This is a genomic window from Corynebacterium sp. MSK044 (genome assembly GCF_030232825.1).
Taxonomy (GTDB): Bacteria; Actinomycetota; Actinomycetes; order Mycobacteriales; family Mycobacteriaceae; genus Corynebacterium.
Window position 1 is genome coordinate 20,836 of record NZ_JASPJJ010000003.1, and the last position, 14,805, is coordinate 35,640.

At 61.0% G+C, this 14,805-nt stretch carries 12 protein-coding genes, 3 tRNA genes and 1 pseudogene; 3 read left to right on the forward strand and 13 right to left on the reverse strand.

Going from position 1 to position 14,805, the window contains the following annotated elements:
- Window positions 1-73 precede the first annotated feature (73 nt).
- Window positions 74-1,636: a catalase gene (locus QP994_RS02850; protein ID WP_284865309.1), complete on the forward strand. Its 1,563-nt coding sequence runs from the start codon at window positions 74-76 to the stop codon at window positions 1,634-1,636.
- 279 nt (window positions 1,637-1,915) lie between these two features.
- On the opposite strand, the gene QP994_RS02855 is transcribed toward QP994_RS02850, so the two are convergent.
- The 10 genes and pseudogenes from QP994_RS02855 to scpC all read right to left on the reverse strand — a co-directional run bounded on the left by QP994_RS02855 (window position 1,916) and on the right by scpC (window position 9,625).
- Entirely contained in the window at window positions 1,916-3,010 is a 1,095-nt protein-coding gene (locus QP994_RS02855) for an HNH endonuclease signature motif containing protein (RefSeq protein WP_284865310.1), read from the reverse strand.
- Window positions 3,011-3,293: 283 nt separating this feature from the next.
- Window positions 3,294-3,367 (reverse strand) — tRNA-Asp (locus tag QP994_RS02860).
- A gap of 1 nt (window position 3,368) precedes the next feature.
- Window positions 3,369-3,444: transfer RNA gene (locus QP994_RS02865), tRNA-Glu, on the reverse strand.
- Window positions 3,445-3,499: 55 nt separating this feature from the next.
- Window positions 3,500-4,198, reverse strand: a complete 699-nt coding sequence (locus tag QP994_RS02870; protein ID WP_284865311.1) for a DUF1345 domain-containing protein — start codon at window positions 4,196-4,198, stop codon at window positions 3,500-3,502.
- Window positions 4,188-4,571 (reverse strand): YccF domain-containing protein, encoded by a 384-nt coding sequence (locus QP994_RS02875; RefSeq protein ID WP_284865409.1) that lies wholly within the window; start codon window positions 4,569-4,571, stop codon window positions 4,188-4,190. Before QP994_RS02875 ends, QP994_RS02870 begins: the two co-directional genes overlap by 11 nt.
- 30 nt (window positions 4,572-4,601) lie before the next feature.
- Window positions 4,602-5,450, reverse strand: a complete 849-nt coding sequence (locus QP994_RS02880) for an SDR family oxidoreductase (protein ID WP_284865312.1) — start codon at window positions 5,448-5,450, stop codon at window positions 4,602-4,604.
- 9 nt (window positions 5,451-5,459) lie between these two features.
- Window positions 5,460-6,219 (reverse strand): annotated as a pseudogene (zupT, locus tag QP994_RS02885) (zinc transporter ZupT).
- A 3-nt stretch (window positions 6,220-6,222) separates the two neighbouring features.
- A complete protein-coding gene (locus tag QP994_RS02890; protein WP_284865313.1) occupies window positions 6,223-7,923 on the reverse strand; it encodes a long-chain-fatty-acid--CoA ligase in 1,701 nt (566 codons plus the stop codon).
- Between the two features lie 83 nt (window positions 7,924-8,006).
- A tRNA-Lys gene (locus QP994_RS02895) sits at window positions 8,007-8,079 on the reverse strand.
- 46 nt (window positions 8,080-8,125) lie between these two features.
- A complete protein-coding gene (gene scpC / locus QP994_RS02900) occupies window positions 8,126-9,625 on the reverse strand; it encodes a succinyl-CoA:acetate CoA-transferase ScpC (protein WP_284865314.1) in 1,500 nt (499 codons plus the stop codon).
- 172 nt (window positions 9,626-9,797) lie between these two features.
- Here scpC and dusB point away from each other — a divergent pair, with 172 nt between their 5' ends.
- Both dusB and QP994_RS02910 read left to right on the forward strand, forming a co-directional pair.
- Window positions 9,798-10,964, forward strand: coding sequence for a tRNA dihydrouridine synthase DusB (dusB, locus tag QP994_RS02905; protein ID WP_284865410.1), 1,167 nt, complete (start codon window positions 9,798-9,800; stop codon window positions 10,962-10,964).
- Window positions 10,965-10,990: 26 nt separating this feature from the next.
- Window positions 10,991-11,716: a phosphate signaling complex PhoU family protein gene (locus QP994_RS02910; protein WP_284865315.1), complete on the forward strand. Its 726-nt coding sequence runs from the start codon at window positions 10,991-10,993 to the stop codon at window positions 11,714-11,716.
- A 3-nt stretch (window positions 11,717-11,719) separates the two neighbouring features.
- On the opposite strand, the gene QP994_RS02915 is transcribed toward QP994_RS02910, so the two are convergent.
- The 3 genes from QP994_RS02915 to pstA form a co-directional block, all read right to left on the reverse strand.
- Window positions 11,720-12,943: a hypothetical protein gene (locus QP994_RS02915; RefSeq protein WP_284865316.1), complete on the reverse strand. Its 1,224-nt coding sequence runs from the start codon at window positions 12,941-12,943 to the stop codon at window positions 11,720-11,722.
- A 137-nt stretch (window positions 12,944-13,080) separates the two neighbouring features.
- Window positions 13,081-13,857 (reverse strand): phosphate ABC transporter ATP-binding protein PstB, encoded by a 777-nt coding sequence (pstB, locus tag QP994_RS02920; protein ID WP_284855121.1) that lies wholly within the window; start codon window positions 13,855-13,857, stop codon window positions 13,081-13,083.
- A gap of 36 nt (window positions 13,858-13,893) precedes the next feature.
- Window positions 13,894-14,787: a phosphate ABC transporter permease PstA gene (gene pstA, locus QP994_RS02925; protein WP_284855296.1), complete on the reverse strand. Its 894-nt coding sequence runs from the start codon at window positions 14,785-14,787 to the stop codon at window positions 13,894-13,896.
- Between the last annotated feature and the right edge of the window lie 18 nt (window positions 14,788-14,805).

Genomic DNA, 14,805 nt, shown 5'->3' on the forward strand with positions numbered 1-14,805 from the left:
GCTCAGAATGCCTCCGTACCTTCGGGAACATCCTGATAACGCAATAACTCGGAGAACCAAGGAGGACTTCTCAATGGCTGACAACAAACCTGCAGAAGACATTGTGAAGAAGGGCGAGCGCCCCGCCGGTGACGGCAAGACCACCCGCCTGGGTGGCCAGCCCGTTGCATCGGAGAACATTTCCATCACCGCCGGCCCGCAGGGACCGAATCTGCTGGATGACATCCACCTCGTGGAAAAGCTTGCGCACTTCAACCGTGAGAACGTCCCTGAGCGCATCCCACACGCCAAGGGCCACGGCGCTTTTGGTGAGCTGCACATCACCGAGGACGTGTCCAAATACACCAAGGCCAAGCTGTTCCAGCCGGGCACCGTTACTCCGATGGCGGCTCGTTTTTCCACCGTCGCTGGTGAAGCCGGCTCCCCGGACACCTGGCGCGACGTCCACGGCTTCGCCCTGCGTTTCTGGACGGAGGACGGCAACTACGACATCGTGGGCAACAACACCCCGACCTTCTTCCTGCGCGACCCGGTTAAGTTCCCGGATTTCATCCACTCCCAGAAGCGCGAGCCAGCATCCGGCCTGCGTAACGACGAAATGCAGTGGGATTTCTGGACCCGCACCCCGGAATCCGCCCACCAGGTGACCTACCTCCTCGGTGACCGCGGTACCCCGAAGACCTCCCGCCACCAGGACGGCTTCGGCTCCCACACCTTCCAGTGGGTCAACGCCGAAGGCGACGCGGTGTGGATCAAGTACCACTTCAAGACCCGTCAGGGCTGGGAGTGCTTCACCGACGAAGAAGCCGCCAAGGTCGCCGGCGAGAACGCTGACTTCCACCGCCAGGACCTTTTCGAGGCCATCGAGCGTGGCGATTACCCGATCTGGGACGTCAAGGTCCAGATCATGCCGTTCGAGGACGCGGAGAACTACCGCTTCAACCCCTTCGACCTGACCAAGACCTGGTCGCAGAAGGACTACCCGCTTGTCGACGTCGGCTACTTCGTCCTCAACCGCAACCCCAAGAACTACCACGCTCAGATCGAGCAGCTGGCCCTTGACCCATCCAACATCGTGCCTGGTGTTGGCCTGTCCCCGGACCGCATGCTGCAGGGCCGCGTCTTCGCCTACGCTGACCAGCACCGCTACCGCATCGGGCCGAACTACAAGGACCTGCCGGTCAACCAGCCGATTGTGCCGGTGAACACCTACGCTGAGCGTGGCCCAATGGCATACTTCTTCAACAACGAGGGCGAGCCGAACTACTCCCCGAACCGCACCGACAAGGGTGCTGGCTACCTGGACAACGGTGAGGATTCCTCCTCCAACCACACCACTTACGGCCAGGCTGAGGACCTCTACGTCAACCCGGATCCGCACGGCACCGACCTGGTCCGCGCCGCCTACGTCAAACATGCCGAGGACGACGACTTCGGCCAGGCAGGCACCCTCTACCGCGAGGTCTTCGACGACGGTGAGCGCGAGCGCTTCATCCACAACGTGACCAACAAGATGTTGCCCATCAAGGACAAGGACGTTGAGGAGCGCACATTCGCCTACTGGGGCAACGTTGACGCTGACCTGGAGACCAAGCTCCGCGAGGTGCTGGCACAGAAGCGCGCCGAGCAGAGCTAGAAGGCTAGAAGGCTAGAAGGTCCTAGCGCCTTCTAAGGCACGCCCGCTGCCCAAGCCCATAGCGCAGAACCCGCTTTCTACAACCCGCTATAGCGGCCAAACATTGGTGATTAGCTGGTGCTAGAGAGCGGGTTTTCCTTTTGCGAAACTGGGGGCCGGTTTGACTATCGAGCTTTGCGCCGATCGGCGACCTGCGGTTATGCCGTGCGTGATTCGCCATAGTCAAACCAACCGATTTCGGGCACACCAAATGGCCGGACATGCCGGCTACTTGGTGGGTTACCGCCCGTAGAGCAGCGTCATTGCTCCAAAGGGGTGGACGGTATTCGGGACGAGGTGTCCGCGGGGTGATCTCCATATGGGTGCGCCCCGGATGTTCTCCACCCGGCCGTGGTAGCTGTGCTCGGGGTCATCGTCGTTGGTGCGGTTGTGATACCGGCACAACATCGCCAGGTTATCCATGTTGGTTAACCCACCCTTCGACCAGGCTTTGATGTGGTGGACCTGACAGTTATCCGCCGCATGCCGACAATCCGGTACCGGACACATTGGTGACAACGCTCTGGCTAGGTCGCGTTGTTTCTGGTTGGCAAACCGTTGCGTGTCATACAGGTTGACCGCACCAGCTTGTGGGTGGAATACCGCTACTTCGAGTACGTCCCCAAAATTTTGGGCCAAGTATTCCGCACCGGTCATGGTGGTGCCATCGGTCAGCCCCAGGATGATGTCATCGCCAACACCACGGATGATCTTGATGTGTTCTTCTAGTGGGATCAGGATCAAGGGGCGGGGAACAGCAGGAGCAATCCGAGCTGGAGTCTCGCCCACAGTGTCGGGGCGAAGACCCAGGATGGTCATGAATGCTTCGTACATCTGTGGCCCGGTCGGCCCATCACCAGTGACTTTTTGGCGTAGTGCGTACTCGATGGCTGCCATGTCGTGTTCTGGACCCATGACGTTCATAGGGCGGGATGCTTTACGCGAGCGACCAAACCGGATTGTTGACTCCGGGGCAGGCTTATCTACCTCCGGGACGATGTCTTTCGCCCGACGCTGCAACGTGGCGTAATCACCCTTAACGGAGAGCAACGCCAGGCGCAGCCGCCACTTCTCGTGGGGATTGTTGATCCCCACGAGGCGGGATTCGATGTAGGCAAGCTGATCCAAGGACTTCTTCGTCGAGCGTGCCACTGTAATCGCGTTGGCTTGTTTGCGGGTGAACTTTGTTTTCCCGTAGTAGACCTTGTGGACCTTGGTCCATTCGCGCACAAGGGCTGGTTTGCAGCCAGCGTCGAGGAGCACCTGGGCATCAAAGGATGCCAGGGACTCCATCGGGTTGGTTAAACCCGTAACTAGTGCTGCAAAAGTGTTCATGCCACGCACACTAAACCGAAAACCAAAAACGTGCAGATAGGGGCCAAAAAAGCCTGTGGATAACCCAAAAACTATCCACAGGGGGTGCGCGCGGTAGCGCGCACCGGAGAGTACGGAACATAGCCCTCACCAGGGGGAACAGGGCGAGTTCCCAAACCAGCAAAAAATTTCGTGGCACCCCTGACGGTTGACAGGTGAGTCGCGACATCGTTGACACCCAACAAGGCTTAAACGACAAAATCTCGGGACATAACCTTGAAGGATGTCTCGAGACTTCGCACTGCGACCCTGACGGGACTTGAACCCGCGACCTCCGCCGTGACAGGGCGGCGCGCTAACCAACTGCGCCACAGGGCCTTGGTACCCCCAACGGGATTCGAACCCGTGTTGCCGCCGTGAAAGGGCGGAGTCCTAGGCCTCTAGACGATGGGGGCGCTAGACAGCTCGCCTATCATAAGCCAGCTTTTCCCTCACAGCCAAATAGGCTGGTTATCCGGCGGAAAGGGAAGCGCTTAAAACGGAGACAACCATGGCAAAGATCATGGTGTTGAACACGTAGGCGAATGCTGTGTTCATGCGGATTTTGCGCCAGGCTTCGCGGTTAGTTGGTGTGGCGGGGAGGGTGGCGCCCATGACGGAGGTCATGAGGGCGAGGGTGATGTAGTCCTCAAACAAGGGTGTGCGCACGTGGTCGAATTGGTAAAGGGGCGCCCTGCCTTTTGCCCGGGCGGCGTAGTCGAATTCGAGGCATTCGGCGGCGTAGGCCAGCACCATGAAGGCCCAGGCGCCCACGACGGCGACGCCGGCGAGGATGAGCCAGCGCCAGTCTTCCCGGAAGTAGTCGATGCGGCTGAGCACGATGGCTACGCCCATGGCCACGAAGGCACCGATGCTGGCTAGGTTGGCGGCTCCTTTAATTCCGAACGCTTTGACCCAGCGTTTTTGCCCTGAGCGTCGTTCGGCAATGGCGTAGGACGAGAGTTCATCCGCGCCCCTCCCCGATAGGTGCGCGACGGTCCATCCACAGAAGATGAGTACGTAGAGCACCCAGTACAGGAGGTAGTAGACGACCAAACTGACGCCTTGACCTTCGGTGAAAACTCCACGCAGGAAAACACCCATGACCAGCACCGCGAGCACTGCGGCAGCGACGGTGGATGCGCCGTAGCGGGTGACCTCAGAATGCATCGCGGGAATCCACCACGGTTTTGCCGAAGGGGAAGCAGGTCACGGGGATGAGCTTCAGGTTGGCCCAGGCCAAAGGCAGTCCGATGATGGTGATAGCCTGCGCAGCTGCCGTCACAATGTGCCCCACAGCCAGCCACAGGCCAGCAACGATGAACCAGATGATGTTGCCAATCAAGCCTACACCCCCGCCTCGCCCGGTGTCTACGACTGAACGCCCAAAGGGCCACAGCACATAGCCAGCAATACGGAAGGAGGCCACCCCAAAGGGGATGGTCACGATGAGCAGGCAGGCGACCACACCCGCCAGGACGTACCCCAGGAAGAGCCAAAGCCCAGCGGTGACAACCCAGATGATGTTGAGTATGAGTCGGATAAGTTGCATACCGCAAGCATAGATGCGGGTCTACAGGTCGTGCTTGGCGGAAATCACGTTGAGCATGGCTTGTTGTGGCAGCACGCGCGATAGCGCGAAGGCCACGGGCGCCATGGATCCCACCGCGTAGTGCGGTCGGGGGCGCGCCGCGCGAATGGGCCGGAGCACCTCGCGCGCAACCCGCTCAGCGCTGATGCCACGTGCCTCGTTGCGGTTCAAACGCCGCAGCATCCGTCCGAATTCCGCAGCGTACGGCCCTGACTCGTCGATGTAGGTGGTGCGGCGGGTGGAGAGGCCGGTGGAGATGGAGCCGGGTTCGAGCGTCGTGAAGCAAATTCCGTATGGGGCGACCTCGCGGCGGGCGGCGGAGGCGAATCCTTTGATGGCGGCCTTCGATGCGACGTAGGAGGAGCGGTAGCCGAGCGGGAAGCTGCCCAGCATCGAGCCAACCATCACGATGCGCCCGCGTCCCGCCACGCGCATGGCTGGCAGGAGGCGTTGCGTGAGGTCCACGTGCCCGATCACGTTGACTTGAAAGAGTCGTTCGAGTGCGTCGCGCGGGAGCTCCTCGAAGGGCCCCGACTGCGATTCGCCCGCATTATTCACCAACACTGCGGGCGCACCCAGAGCCAAAATCTCGGCCGCGCAGGCCTCTATCGACGCCGGGTCCCCGAGGTCAAGGCCCACGTATGTCACCCCCTCAATTCGCTTATCGACGCCCCTCGGCCTCCTCGTCGTCCCCACCACCCGGAAGCCTTCCTCCGCAAGAAGGCGAGCCGTGGCCTCCCCGATGCCGGAAGTAGCCCCAGTAACCACGGCGAGGTCACCGGGACCGACGGGTGGAAGCTGCGGGGTAGTGAAGATTCGTGTGATTCCCATGCCCGAATCTTAGGCGAGCAAAACAAGACTCACGGCCATAACAGCCATTCCCCCAATGACGCCGTACACGGCCGCGTGGTGGCGGCCAGTGGCGATCGCGGTGGGGAGCAGTTTATCCAGGCTGACAAACACCATGATGCCGGCGATGGCGGCGAAAGTGATGCCTAGGGACGCGAGGCCAAGGAAGGGCTTTAGAAAAAGGTAACCGATGATGGCTCCGGCGGGCTCGGCCAGGCCGGACAGCGCGGCTCATCCGGCGGCGGACCATTTCTTGCCGGTTGCCTCGCGGATGGGCACGGCAACGGCAATACCTTCGGGAACATTGTGGATCGCAATAGCCACCGCCAGGGGCAACGCCAGCGACACGTCTTGCAGAGCCACAAAGAAGGTGGCAAATCCTTCAGGGAAGTTGTGGATGGCGATGGCCAGGGCCGTCATCACCCCCACCTTCCGCATGCGTGCACTGCCAGCCGCGCTGGGCTCCTCATGGGGTTGATATCCTCCGGCACGAAACGGTCGATCACCGCGATGAGCAACACGCCGGCGAAGAACGCCACCGGACCCCACGTTGCTGCCCCAGCAACCCCAGCCTCTTCGAGCCCATCCACGCAGGAAGCAGCTCCACCAGGGAGATGTACAGCATCACCCCCGCAGAGAAGCCGAGGGCAGCAGCCAAGAAACGTTCGCTGGGGTGGCGTTGGAGGGCGACGAAGAGGCCACCGAGGGCCGTCGATAAGCCTGCGAGGAGGCAGATGGCAAAGGCGACCATGCGTTAATTCTGCTCGAGCCGGGCGAGCAACGCGTCGCGCACCTCGCGGCGACGAATCTTGCCCAGCTGATCCGACGGGAGGCTTTCAAAGTGGTAGAACGTACGCGGCACCTTGTAACGGGTGAGGTTCTCGCGCGCGAAATCCTTCAGGCCATCCGGGTCGAGCTTGGTGCCCTCCCCGAGCACGACGCATGCGACAACATCCTCCGAGCCGTCCGGACGCGGACGACCAACCACGGCAACCTCCACGATGTCCGGGTGGCGGCGCAACGTCTCCTCCACCTCGGCGGGGTACACGTTGAAGCCACCCGTGATGATGAGCTCCTTGATGCGGCTGACCAACTTTACAAACCCGTCCTCCCCCATCACACCCATGTCACCGGTGCGGAACCACCCGTTGTGGAAAGCCTTCTCAGTGGCCTCGGGGTTGTTCAGATAGCCGCCGAAGACCTGTGGGCCTTTGGCCAAGATCTCGCCAGGCTCACCGTACGGCATGTCCTCATCGAGGTTCTCCGGGTTGGCAATGCGGATCTCCGTGTCCGGGAAAGGAATGCCAATGTAGCCCGGGCGGCGGTCGTCGCTGGCGGGGTTACCGATGAGGATCGGCGAAGTCTCCGTCAGGCCATACCCCTCCACGAGGCGACCTCCAGTGAGCTCCTCCCAGCGCTCAATGACCTCCGCCGGCAGGGACGCCGCACCGGAAAAACCAGTCTGAACGGCGGCCAGGTCCACCCCTTCTTCCTTGGCGGTCTCCACGATGCGCTCAAACACCGTGGGCACACCCGGCACGAAAGTGGGTGGGTTTTTCTGTTTCATCTCACGCATGATCAGCTCCATCTGCGGCGCCGGCAACAAAATGAGCTCCGAGCCGATGAGCAGCGTGAGCGTGAGTGAGAACGTCAGGCCATACGCATGGAAGAACGGCAGTGTAGCTAGCATGCGCTGCCCGGACTTCTGTAGGTCCTTGACCCACGCCACGCCCTGCTGCGGGTTAGCCAGCAGGTTGCGGTGTGTGAGCACAGCACCCTTCGGGGCTCCTGTCGTACCTGACGTGTACAGGATGAGAGCCGCGTCATCCGCACTGCTTGTCCGCGCCTCCAGTGCTTCCCCCGCACCCACCTCCACGAGGTTTTCCCACGGCAGTGTGCCGGTGGCGGGCCCGGTGAGAGCCGCGCGGGCGTCCTTCACTTTCTTGATGGGTAGGCGCAACGCGAGTCGCTTCAAGGCGGACATGGCCTTAGTCATGTCCACGCTAACGACGGTGCCCAGCGGAGTGTCCTTCTTGAGCTTTTGCACCGTGTCAGCGATCTTGTCCCACACGATGGCAACTTTGGCGCCATGGTCGATGAACTGGGGGCGCAACTCATTGGCCGTGTAGAGCGGATTGTGCTCCACCACGACGGCGCCGAGTTTCTGCACAGCGAAGAAGGCGACAACATGCTGCGGGCAGTTCGGCAGCAAGATAGCCACCCGATCCCCCTTGGACACCCCCAGCTTCTGCAGGCCGACGGCTGCCGCGCGCACCTGGGCGTCGAGCTCCCCGTAGGTCTGCCCCTTGCCAAAAAAGCGCGTGGCGGGCAGGCCGGAGTTCTTGGCCAGGTTGGCCTCATAAATATCGTCGAGAGTGTCATCCCCATAGTCGAGGGAATGAGCAGTCCACTCAGGGTAGAACTTCAGCCAGGGTTTCTCAGGGTTCGCAACCATATGCGCAACATTACGCGCATTCCCATTCTTTGCCCCACACAAGCAACAACACCCCACGCCGAGTGGCGTGGGGTGTCAGTGCGTGGGCCCTGCGGGGCTCGAACCCGCGACCTGCGGATTAAAAGTCCGTAGCTCTACCAACTGAGCTAAAGGCCCGTGCCCACTCATGCTAGACGTTGGTGGGCCCGGGCCGCTAATTGGGCTACTTCATGGAGCCCGTTTCCTCCATACGCAGGTGGAAGTCGAAGGCGTGACGCAGGTCGTGCGGGGTGGACTGGTACTTGCACTTCGCGGCGCGCTCGACGTACTCCTCCAGCAGCGGACGGTAGGTCGGGTGGGCGATGGAGATCATCTTGGCCACGCGGTCACGCGGTGCCAGGCCACGCAGGTCGGCCACACCGTACTCGGTGATGAAGACCATTGCGTCGTGCTCCGTGTGGTCCACGTGGGACACGAACGGCACGATGGCGGAGATGGCGCCATTCTTCGCTTCCGACGGGGAGATGAAGGAGGAGATGTAGGCGTTACGGGTGAAGTCGCCGGAGCCACCCAGGGCGTTCATCAGACGGGAGCCGTTGATGTGGGTGGAGTTAGCGTTGCCGTAGATGTCCGCTTCGATCATGCCGTTGGAGGCGATCAGACCCGTGCGGCGGATGACCTCTGGGTGGTTAGAGATGGACTGTGGACGCAGAACGATGGACTCGCGGTAGCGAGCTGCCTCGTTGTTCATCTTCTCCGCATACTCGGGGGACAGAGAGAAGGAGGTAGCGGAAGCGACAGTCATCTTGCCCGCATCGATCAGATCGACCATGCCGTCCTGGATGACCTCGGTGTAGGCCTGAATGTTCTCAAACTTGGAGTCCATGAGCCCAGCCATCACGGCGTTAGGGACGTTACCCACGCCGGACTGCATGACGTAGCCGTCATAGCTCAGGCGCCCTGCCTTCACTTCGTTTTCCAGGAAGTCAAGGAAGTTACCGGCGATCTGCTCGGAGACCTCATCCGGCGCCTTGAACGGTGCGTTGCGGTCCGGGGCGTCGGTCTTCACCACTGCGACGACCTTCTCCGGGTCAATCTCAATGTAGGTGGTACCAATACGGTCACCGCACTTGGTGATGGGGATGGGGATGCGGTTCGGCAGCGGCGGCACCAGCCAAATGTCGTGCATGCCTTCCAGGTCCTCGGACTGCCACTCATTGACCTCAATGATGATCTTCTTGGCGGCGTTGAGGAACTCCACGGAGTTACCCACCGAGGAGGACGGCACAATGTTGCCCTCAGCGGTGATACGCACGGCCTCGACGATGGCAAGGTCCACGTCGCCGAAGAAGCCCTCCTCCACCATCATGCCGGAGTGGGAGAGGTGGATGTCCTGGAACTTCATTTCGCCAGCGTTGATCTTGTTACGCATGGTCGGGTCGGACTGGTAAGGCATGCGGTAGCGCAGTGCGTTGGCCTCCGCCAGGACGCCGTCACACTCCGGAGCAGTGGACGCACCGGTGAACAGATCGATGCTGAAGTCCTGGCCCTTCGCGTGCGCTGCCTTCGCCTTTTCAGCAATCGCGCCCGGCAGGGCCTTCGGGTAGCCGGCGCCGGTGAAGCCGGAAATACCAACCTTGTCGCCGTGGCTGACAAACTGCACGGCCTCTTCCGCGGTCATGACCTTGTCGCGCAGTTGGGCGCTGTCGATGCGATCGCTCATCGTCTCTCCTTAAAAGTCTGGGGTATTCACAACGATTTCCTCCCATTGTGGCGCACGCGACACTTCCTCGCCACCACTTACCCCACCCAAAGCGGAAAAAAGTTTTGCGTGTGAACATTTTCCACGCGGTTTGTGTCCCCCACCTGCACAGGGAACAATGGCTGCCGTGACAATGACCCTTCCAGGCAACCGCCAAACACTGACCATCGGCGACCTTGACATCGCCTCCCCTGTCATCCTTGCTCCGATGGCAGGGGTCACCAACATGCCGTTTCGCGTGTTGTGCCGAGAGATTGAGCAAGAGCTCGTCGGTAGTGTGTCGGGCCTGTACGTGTGCGAGATGATTACGGCCCGCGCCCTGGTGGAAGGCAACGAGAAGACGCTACATATGACCACGTTCGCGCCGGAAGAATCGCCTCGCTCCATGCAGCTGTACACGGTGGATCCAAGGTATACGTATGAGGCGGTGCGGAGGATCGTCGATAAGCAGATGGCTGATCACGTGGACATGAACTTTGGCTGCCCGGTGCCGAAGGTGACGCGCAAGGGCGGCGGTTCGGCGATTCCGTATAAGCGCGAGCTGTACCGCAATATCGTCGCGGCGGCTGTGCGCGCGGCGGAGGGGTCTGGAATTCCGGTGACCGTGAAGTTCCGTGTGGGCATCGATGATGAGCACCATACGCATCTCGACGCCGGCCGCATCGCCGCCGAAGAAGGCGCCGCCGCCGTCACCCTGCACGCGCGCACCGCGGCGCAACGCTATTCCGGGCAGGCGGATTGGAATGAGATCGCCCGTCTCGTGGAGCACATGGACGGCCACGGCATTCCGGTGTTGGGCAACGGTGATATTTTCGCGCCCGGCGACGCGCAGGCGATGATGGATCAAACGGGATGCGACGGGGTCGTCGTTGGCCGCGGCTGCCTGGGTCGCCCGTGGCTGTTCGCACAGCTCGCTGCACAGCTTCGCGGGGAGCCTGTGCCGGAGGAGCCAACGCTGGGTGAGGTAGCACGCATTGTGTTGCGTCACGCGGAGCTGCTCGCCGCGCACGAAGGCGAAGAGCGTGGGTGCCGCGATATTCGCAAGCACATCGGCTGGTACTTCCGTGGATTCCCGGTCGGCGGGCAGTTCCGCAGTGAACTGGCACGCGTATCCACCCTCGATGAGCTCCGCGGAAAGCTCGCCACCATCGCCGACAACCCCGCGCGCGCTGAAGCTGCGGATGAAGCCCGTGGGCGCCAGGGATCCGCAGCTAAGGTCGCGCTTCCCGACGGCTGGCTCGACGACCCCAACGACCCCACCGTCCCCGCCGGTGCGGAGATTGAAAACAACGGAGGTTAGACAAGGTGAACGGAAAAGAAGCCCCCATGCGCACTGTGTACCGCGAACATTTGGATAACTTTGCCCATGACCTCCAGATCATGAGCGATACCGTCCGCGGCATCATGGCATCTGCCACAAAAGCCCTCTTCGAAGCATCACTGGAGGATGCAGAAGATGCACTCACCGCAGCAGACTCCCTGAAGGAGATCCGCGAGCGCTGTGAGCAGCGCAGTATGCAGCTGCTTGCCAGGGAGAACCCCGTGGCCACCGAACTCCGCCAGGTGTTTACTTCCATCTACATCGTGGAGGACTTCAGCCGGATGGGGGCGCTAGCCAAGCACGTGGCAAATACGGCGAGGCTGAGGTATCCGGAGGAGGTCGTGGATAAGCACTTGCAATCGACGGTCAAAGAGATGGCACGGATGGTGGACACAATGAGCGAGTTGATCCACGACCAGCTCATCAGTCCCGACGCGGACCTTGCGCTGGAGATGAATGAGATCGACGACAAGGTCGATGACCTCCACCGTTACCTTCTATCCACCGTGACCGGTAAGACCTGGGAGGGCACCAGTCGCGCGGCCGTGGATGCCGCCCTCATCGGCCGGTTCTACGAGCGCTACGCCGACCACTGTGTCAACGTGGCCGCGCGCATAGTCTACCTAGTCACCGGCCTGACCTCTGAGGTGTACGCACAAAGCCGCGATGACACCCCCACTTCGGAGATGGAAGAGCGCCTGCGCAACCTGGAGCAGTACTGGCGCAAGTAGGCGCTAGACGTTGAGGTGCTTGCGCAGCTGCTCAAGCACAGGGAACTGGCTGAATACTGCAACGCCGATCGCGGTAAGGGCCGCAAAGATACTGATTAGCGCCAGTGCCCAATCCGGTAGCCCCTTTTGCTCCTCCACAACTTCCACCGCTTCGACCTGCACCGGGTTGGTGGGCATGGTGAAGCTCAGTGCTTGTGTTTCCGGGTCCACCGTGTAGTCATTCACCCCGGTGACTGACCACTTCGCCTTGCCCTCAACCGGGGACTTCAGGGTGACCTCAGTGCCGGGTGCGATGTATTCGCCGTAGTCGTGCACGATTCCGTTCGCGTGGAGTCGCTGGCTCATTGGCTTATCGACGTCCCCCACCACAAACCGCGATGACACCCCAAAATCCGTAGTCACACGGTTACCGTTCACCCACCGGCTCGCGTTGACGGAAGCCTGGTAAACACCCGCATCACTGTCTTCGAACGTGTAGGAGCGCGCGTTGGGGTCGTTGGAGATGTCAAAGGTGCGGGTGGTCCGCCAGTGGGTGCAGTGCTCAACACAGTCGATTTGGACGCGCCATGCGGTTTCGGGGATGGTCTGGGAGTAGTCCCACCTCACGGTGATGTCGCGCTTATCGTTGACGTCGGCGCGGACACCGTAGGGAGTTTCCACCTTGTCCGCCCCAACCGCTGGGACCTTGAAGGTGATGCCACGGTCGAAGTAGCGCTCACTGAGCGCCAGACCGTGGGCAGCCATGAATCCAAGCGAGTAGGTCTGGCCCGGCTGGAGAGTGTTGGCCTTCACCGGCAGGCTCAAGTCGAGCTTGCCGCCGTTTTGCGTAAAGGCACCGGCTGGGATCCAGCGAGCAATGAGCGCGTCACCGTCACCCGTCATCGTGTTGCAGTGCCCGATACGCCACACGTTCGTGGGGGTGAGCACCACGTACACGCCGTTGGAAGCACCGGGGGTGGTGGCCGGGTTGATGCCGGTGCCCTTGAGGGTGAAGGTCATGTCCTTAGTCACATCAATCTCATCCGGACCAGTGATGTCCAAGTCAACGCCAATGTTGGGGTAGCGCGTGTCCAACTCGCCGGTGCAGCCGGGAGCGTCCGCGGCGTCGATGGTGGGCACGGCCTGCGCCACAGTATTGGTGGCTGCAGGGATACAAAGTGCGAGCACGGTGGCACCGATGACAAGACGGCGCCGGAAGGAAGCATTCAAAGCGAACCTCTCAATCAATAGTTGGACACAAAGTGAGGCTCATCTTAAGCACATGCATCTTTTGTATAGATATCGGGTACCCCCACACAAACAGCTACTCCCCCACCAGCTAGCTTTTCAGCCGCTGTGCAGGGGAGCAGTGTGAAAGAGAAGATCTAGCCGAAGCGGCCGGAGATGTAGTCCTCGGTCTCCTTGCGGCTCGGGTTTTCAAAGATCGTGGTCGTGTCGTTGAACTCAACCAGGTGGCCCGGCTTGCCGGTGGCCTCGAGTGAGAAGAACGCGGTCTTCTCAGACACACGCGCAGCCTGCTGCATGTTGTGGGTCACGATCACGATGGTGTACTCGTTCTTCAGCTCGTGGATCAAGTCCTCCACAGCGAGGGTAGAAATCGGGTCCAGAGCGGAGCACGGCTCATCCATGAGCAGTACCTCCGGCTGCACAGCAATCGCACGAGCGATGCACAGACGCTGCTGCTGACCACCGGAGAGGCCACCACCGGGCTTATCCAGGCGGTCCTTCACCTCATCCCAAAGGTTCGCACCGCGCAGGGAACGCTCCGCAACCTCCTTCAGCTTGGCCTTGTTCTTCTCACCGGACAGCTTCAGGCCGGCAACAACGTTGTCCTCGATGGACATGGTCGGGAACGGGTTCGCCTTCTGGAACACCATGCCGATGGTGTTGCGGACAGCTACGGGGTCGACGTTCTTGGCGTAGATATCGTGGCCGTCGAGAAGCACTTCGCCCTTGGTGTAGGCACCCGGAATGACCTCATGCATGCGGTTGAGTGTGCGCAACACCGTGGACTTACCGCAGCCGGACGGGCCGATGAATGCGGTGACGGACTGGGCCGGGATGTCCATGTTGACATTCTGCACAGCGTGGAAATCACCGTAGTAGATATTCAGGTCGTTGAGCTGGAGCTTGGTAGGCATTGTTTTCTCCTAGATGGGGATTGATTGGTGGAGGCGTTACTTCTTGACCGAGAACTTCGCGGCAATGAACCGCGCAAGCACGTTCAGGACAACGACGATGATGACCAGTGTGAGGGCTGCGCCCCACAGGCGGTTGAGAACCGGCTCCGCAGAACCAGACTTCCACATGTCCAACATGAACAGCGGCAGGGAGGACTGTGGCTGGTTGAACAAACCGAACCAGTTCGTCTGCGGAGTGGAGCCGACCAAGATCAGCACAGGTGCGGATTCACCCATGACGCGGGCGATGGCAAGCATGATGCCGGTAACAATGCCGGACAGCGCCGTCGGCAGAACGATGAGAGCAATAGTCTTCCACTTCGGCACACCGAGGGCGTAGGAGGCCTCGCGCAGGTCCATCGGGACAACACGGAGCATCTCCTCAGTGTTGCGCACCACCACGGGCACCATCAGCAGGATGAGCGACAGTGCCACGGCGAAGCCGGAACGCTGCTGGCCCAGAATAGTGATCCACAGAGCGTAGATGAACAGTGCGGACACGATCGACGGGACACCGGAAAGGATGTCCACCATGAAGGTGGTCAGCTTGCCCAGCTTGCTGCCGTTGGCGTATTCCACCAGGTAAATCGCGGTGAAAATGCCGATCGGGATGGAGAACAGGGAGGCGATCAAGGTTTGCATCAGCGTACCGGCGATCGCGTGGAGGGCACCGCCGCCTTCACGACGAGCACGGACACCCACCATGTCCTGCGTCCACCACTCCGGGCTAAGGATTGCCTCGTAGCCACGGGAGACCAGGGTGATCAGAAGCCAGCCCAGCGGGATGAGGGCCAGGATCATAGCTACCCACATCAGGCCGCCCATAAATGAGTTGGTGGTCTTACGGCCAGAAGAGATGTGCGTGAACGGGGTTTGCCCCACCGGAGCCATTTTCTCGCGCTTGGGTGC

Coding starts and splice junctions, on each gene's coding strand:
- QP994_RS02880 (WP_284865312.1), bottom strand. CDS start 5,450: ATGGGAATCACACGAATCTTCACTACCCCGCAGCTTCCACCCGTCGGT.
- QP994_RS02910 (WP_284865315.1), top strand. CDS start 10,991: ATGCGCACTGTGTACCGCGAACATTTGGATAACTTTGCCCATGACCTC.
- QP994_RS02850 (WP_284865309.1), top strand. CDS start 74: ATGGCTGACAACAAACCTGCAGAAGACATTGTGAAGAAGGGCGAGCGC.
- dusB (WP_284865410.1), top strand. CDS start 9,798: ATGACCCTTCCAGGCAACCGCCAAACACTGACCATCGGCGACCTTGAC.
- QP994_RS02890 (WP_284865313.1), bottom strand. CDS start 7,923: ATGGTTGCGAACCCTGAGAAACCCTGGCTGAAGTTCTACCCTGAGTGG.
- QP994_RS02870 (WP_284865311.1), bottom strand. CDS start 4,198: ATGCATTCTGAGGTCACCCGCTACGGCGCATCCACCGTCGCTGCCGCA.
- pstB (WP_284855121.1), bottom strand. CDS start 13,857: ATGCCTACCAAGCTCCAGCTCAACGACCTGAATATCTACTACGGTGAT.
- pstA (WP_284855296.1), bottom strand. CDS start 14,787: ATGGCTCCGGTGGGGCAAACCCCGTTCACGCACATCTCTTCTGGCCGT.
- QP994_RS02855 (WP_284865310.1), bottom strand. CDS start 3,010: ATGAACACTTTTGCAGCACTAGTTACGGGTTTAACCAACCCGATGGAG.
- scpC (WP_284865314.1), bottom strand. CDS start 9,625: ATGAGCGATCGCATCGACAGCGCCCAACTGCGCGACAAGGTCATGACC.